3 protein-coding genes are annotated in these 5,129 nt (G+C 36.7%); 1 reads left to right on the top strand and 2 read right to left on the bottom strand.

Annotated elements, in window-relative coordinates:
• Window positions 1-233: 233 nt before the first annotated feature.
• Window positions 234-692, bottom strand: coding sequence for a helix-turn-helix domain-containing protein (locus F6K15_RS37305; protein ID WP_293071076.1), 459 nt, complete (start codon window positions 690-692; stop codon window positions 234-236).
• Between the two features lie 75 nt (window positions 693-767).
• Between F6K15_RS37305 and F6K15_RS37300 the strand changes: the two genes are divergently transcribed.
• Window positions 768-1,661 (top strand): tyrosine-type recombinase/integrase, encoded by an 894-nt coding sequence (locus F6K15_RS37300; RefSeq protein WP_293071075.1) that lies wholly within the window; start codon window positions 768-770, stop codon window positions 1,659-1,661.
• 226 nt (window positions 1,662-1,887) lie between these two features.
• Here the strand turns inward: F6K15_RS37300 and F6K15_RS37295 are convergent, their stop codons facing one another.
• Window positions 1,888-4,872 (bottom strand): Tn3 family transposase, encoded by a 2,985-nt coding sequence (locus F6K15_RS37295; protein WP_293071074.1) that lies wholly within the window; start codon window positions 4,870-4,872, stop codon window positions 1,888-1,890.
• Window positions 4,873-5,129: the final 257 nt, after the last annotated feature.

Below are 5,129 nucleotides of genomic sequence, written 5' to 3'. Positions count from 1 at the left end.
GGCGTAGATCGAAGGTTCGTGTCACCAGGTGCAACGTTGTAAAGTTTTGTAAAGAAAACGTATCCGCGTGTTGGCAACTGCCTGAGCGCAAACAACTACACAATTGCACTACCTAGAAACATTCCAAGGGGGTGCAAGTCGTTCATTGAACGCCCGTCTCAGCAGACGCAAATAATCCTGCTTCACTCAATCTGGATCTGTCTGTAGTCAAAGTCCTACAAAGATTACCCTACTTATTTTTTTTTAGTATAGGGAGTACCACAATTGGGACAAAATTTATGCTTAAAAGACATTAAAGGTTCCTGGCATTTTTGACAAGAATTCAATAAATTATTGCCACAAATTAAACAATATTTAGCACGAGAAAGAGTCCAAACTGGATCTGGAGTTGTACCACCTTTCCAACAATGAGGACAAAACTGTTTTTTCTGAATCCCTTCAACAGATTTCCCATTTAATACCGCCTCCAAAAATTCTTCTGGAATATCTAAAGCAATAGCTAATCCTTTCTTGGTCTTACTATTTAAACGTTTAGTTAAACCCCTTTCCAACTTACCTAAACTTTGCAGATGAATACCAGCAGCTTCTGCCAACTCTTGCTGAGAGATATTAGCACTTTCCCTCAGTCTTCTCAGATACTCGCCCACCGTTTCTTCTGGTTTTGGGGTTTTTGATGAATCAAAAATATACATAAAAATTTAATAATAATCCTGTTTAATAGTCACTCATTAAGAACAAGAAAAAGAACAATTAATATCTCTTTATGTGTGACTAAAACTCTAGCTCAAGTTACCACTGAATTTATTTATAGAGACAGCTTATCTAACTCGACAAAATTATCTTATGAAGTAACTTTAATGCCCTTACTAGAAAAATTCGGTAGTTACCCCATTGAAATTATTAATAGAAAACTAATTGAAGATTATCTAACCTCCTTAACTCATTTATCTTATACAACCCATAACCGTCATCAAACAATTATACAATCTTTATTAAACTTTGCCGTACAAAAAGGTTATATTAAAGCTAATCCAGCCACGGGGATACAACAACAAAAACCGAATCGTTCCAAAGGCGAACATCAGGATGATAGTGTAATTCGTTATTTAACCAATGAGCAACTAGAAACCTTATATCAATTAGTTGAACCGGATATTCGTCTACATACTATTGTGAGACTTCTGCATCGCACAGGTGCAAGAATCAGTGAATTATTATCCTTGAATTTAGAAGATATTAACCGAGATAATTATAAATTTCAAGTCGTAGGTAAAGGCAATAAAAAACGTTGGTGTTTTTATAGTAAAGATGCTGCTATTCTTTTAGAAAAGTATATCCAATATTATCGACACAAACCTCATGCAGCTCTATTTACAGCAAGACATCCCTTAACCGAAATTATTACCCGATTATCCTACCATCGAGTTTATAGCTTATGGAAAGAAGTAACCAATCAAAGTCATCTATTAGCAGGAGTGAGGCTACATGATTTACGCCATACCTTTGCCACAGAAAGAGTTGGTTTAATGGGGATTGAGGAACTACGAGCCTTAATGGGTCATTCTCACATTCAAACTACTCTAAAGTATCAAAAAGTTACATCATTAAGAGCAGAACAAGTTGCTCAAAACGCTTTACAAATACTATTAAAAAATGACTGATAAGTATATATTTAATATATATTAATGCGACAAAATTTTCCCATAATAAAAGAGTATTACTAATACTCTTTCTCTGAAAAGTGAGTGTTGAGCGCGTGTATCTCAAGTGTAAAATGTAGCTACAAGTATTATGTAGTATAGCTTAGAGCAAAGTTTGTCCGCGCGCCCGTTCCCTCAAAAACTATTCACTCCACGTTGCAGAGTACCGTCAGACTCATTATTATCTCTAGTTTCTGATCGCCACAGAAGAATTGCTCAACTGAGCAATCCTTTCTTTGAGGTCTAGCTTGAATGTACCATAAGGATTAACATGACTAAAAATCAAAGGTGTAATAGCCCGTAAATCTGTCTCCGTCAACCTTTTAGACCAATGTGGCTCTGCCAATACACTCTGAATCATCAAGGTATTCACATACACCAAACAATTTTGTAATAAATGCAAAGATAATACTGATAATTCCTGAGTTTCTAAACGATTAGAAGCAAATTCACCTCCTTTGCCGTAGAAAATAAAATCATTCACCCCATTCCATCTCTCCACAACATTTAAACCTTCATTTATTTCCCTTCGTACTGCTTCTTTTTCAAGATATTCACACAAAAAAATTGTTTTAATAACTCTTCCTAATTCTATTAAAGCTAAATAAGTTGGATGTTTGAAAGAATTTTTTCTAAAACGTTTTAAAATTGCTTCTGTTTCTGCCGTTCCTAATCTCAAGGCTGTGGCATATTTTACCATTTGGTCATACTGAGTCCGAATTAAATCCCAATTAATAGGACGGGTAAGAATTGGTTGTAAATTAGGATAAGCTTCTGGCTGGCCAACATGAGGACGATACAACTTTTGTACCTTAATTCGCTTTAATCGTGGCATTAATTGAAATCCTAACAAATGGGTAAAAGCAAAAGCTATCTCACTTTGTCCGTGACTATCCACATAGTTTTTCTCAACTTCCATACTAGAGCAATGACGTAAAACACCTTCAATCATTGCAGCCACCTCGCTTGAAGAACAAGTTTTTAGTTGGGAATAAATGCAGGCTGAGTTTTTCTCAACGTGCCAATAAATCATCACTCCTCGACCTCTATAACGGAGGTGGTATTGGTTCATTAAATTCTGTTCCCATGCTCCAAAATGTTTACTGTCACTGGCACAAGTTGTGGTTCCTTCTCCCCAAATCTGTGGTAAACGAATCTCAAAGATACCATTAATAACTTCAGCAATGGCACTGCGTAATTGTTCTTTATGAATATAGCGACGGCGCACATAGAGTAAGTCTTGATAGTTTTCGCCATTGATACCTGTATTAATGCGTTTCAATCCTGTATTTGTTCCCATGCCATAGAGACAAAGCAGTAATCTCTTTTGTAGCGTTTCTCTATCAATAATTTCCCGCGTTCCCATGCTCTTGAAGTTCCGAGTAAAGTTAACCCTTAAATCTGTTTCTTTGAGAATGTCTAATAAACTGGTTTGATGCCAAATACGATTGATTTCTCCTTTTAGTTGTTTGAGGTTTAGAGGTTCATTTACTGCAGGGAATGGGCTAAGTCTAATTAAACCTTGATTTTTTCCGACAATATTAACATCTGGGTTATCAGGCATTCCTTTGTCTAATTTTTCTAAGGAGTCAGCCATTTTTTGTTGTAGGTTACGGACGAAGGTTTCTACATCTTCTGGTAAGGTTAAAGCTTGATAATAAACTTGACGATGTTGTTCAAAATCTGTAGGTAAATCTTCATCAGGATTTCGATAGCGATATGCTCCTGTTACCCAGATTTCTTTACAGGATAATCTTTCTCGAAGGGTTTGTAAAACACTGATTTCGTAATTAATGCGGTTAATGCGTTCTTTTCCATCTTCCTCTTTTTCTAAAAGGATTTCTTTCCAACCACTTTTTAACACTCCATCAATGGGTATGTTTTCTCCATTTTCATAGTATCTAGCTTTACTTTGAGCGTATTTCTTGAGTAGCTCTATTGCTTGAATTACGGGGCGATGAATGTCGTTGTTGGAGCGAAATTCTAAGGTCTCTAGGAGTAGGGGAATCATCCGGCGGTAGTGGTTGGCAAAGGATGCACGGATGACGGTGTGAACCTTTTGACGATAAGCTATACCTGTAGATTTATATTCTTTGACTAAATTTTGGAGGGTTTGTTGGGGTACTATTGGATAAATAACTTTTTCAATAACTCCAGTAGGTTTAGCTACTGCTACTTCTGCAATACGGAAGAGTATATTCTGTTTTCCTGTAACTTGCTTGAAGTCTTCTATTAGTTGAGTATGTATACGTTTTTCGGCTCTGACACTAATACGATGGATAATTTGAATGAGTAATTCTATTAGATTATCGGTGATTTCTTGACTACGTTGAATGCAGAAAGCTGCCATGAGTGTGTAGCGAATAGCGGGGGGATGTTGGCGTAAAAGGTATGGGGTTTCTGTTGCTGCTCGTTGACGATAGGTTTTTACTAGCTTGGGTGAAATTCCGGTGAATAAATCAGTGGGTAAGCCTATTTTCTGAATGAGTCTGAGCTTTTCTATTTCAGTTAAAAAACTCCCTAAACCTACTGGGCCTGGGTCAGTTTTGAGAAAAGCGAAATCTGATGTTTGAAATTTTTTGGGGTCGGTGTTATCTTCTTGGACATCTGACTCTTCTGTGGTTAAGAGTATATCAATTTGAGAGATTACTTCTTGGGATAGTTGAGAGTAAATTTGATGACAAAAGTTGGTTTCATGTTGAGTAATGGCACTGCGAATTAAACGATCTATTCTTCCTGATGTTGGAGGTTCGATTTGTAATTCTCTCCATTTTTGATAGACTTGTTCCATCAGAGATTCAAATCTTTGTTCCGTTGGTAAGATTTCTATTACCAACCATTCAGCCATTTGTTCTGAATCAGCAACTGTGGCTACTCTAAAATTAAATAAACGACGAATTTCAACTCGATGCGCTTTAGCTGAACGTCCTTGCCAATCATAATCGGAGTATAAACTTTCAGATACATCAATTTGACGGGCTATGTAAGAGATAATAGCTTGAGGGATGGATGACTGAGAATCAGGGAAACGAGCAAAAAGTTGAAAATGTTTCAATAGTAGTGCAAAACCAATCTGATTTCCACCTAATTTGTTTTTGACCAGTTTGAGTTCTTGGGGAACAAGTGTCCAATTTTCAATTAATTCTTCTTCTTCCCAATGTTGTTTGACCATCCAATTCTTCTCTACTATTTACCGTTTCTTGAGTAAACATAGGAGAAAAGGTAGTTTGACCCTCATAAATTCATCTTTATTGCAGATTTGGTGCATTTTCAAATGCTTATAAGCAATGCCAGCCAAACTTAATTAATAGACGAAGGTGGAAAGTCAATTTCATCTTTTGCGCTCAGACAGTTGCCAACACGCAGGTACGTTTTCTTTACAAAACTTTACAACGTTGCACCTGGTGACACGAACCTTCGATCTACGCC

Origin of the sequence: Okeania sp. SIO2B3, assembly GCF_010672525.1 — a bacterium.
GTDB lineage: Bacteria > Cyanobacteriota > Cyanobacteriia > Cyanobacteriales > Microcoleaceae > Okeania.
The sequence above is the reverse complement of the archived record's forward strand: the minus strand, read 5'-3'. Positions and strand labels throughout refer to the sequence as shown.

What these genes read in the sequence shown, in the direction of transcription:
- F6K15_RS37305 (WP_293071076.1), bottom strand. Translation starts at nt 692, where the DNA reads ATGTATATTTTTGATTCATCAAAAACCCCAAAACCAGAAGAAACGGTG.
- F6K15_RS37295 (WP_293071074.1), bottom strand. Translation starts at nt 4,872, where the DNA reads ATGGTCAAACAACATTGGGAAGAAGAAGAATTAATTGAAAATTGGACA.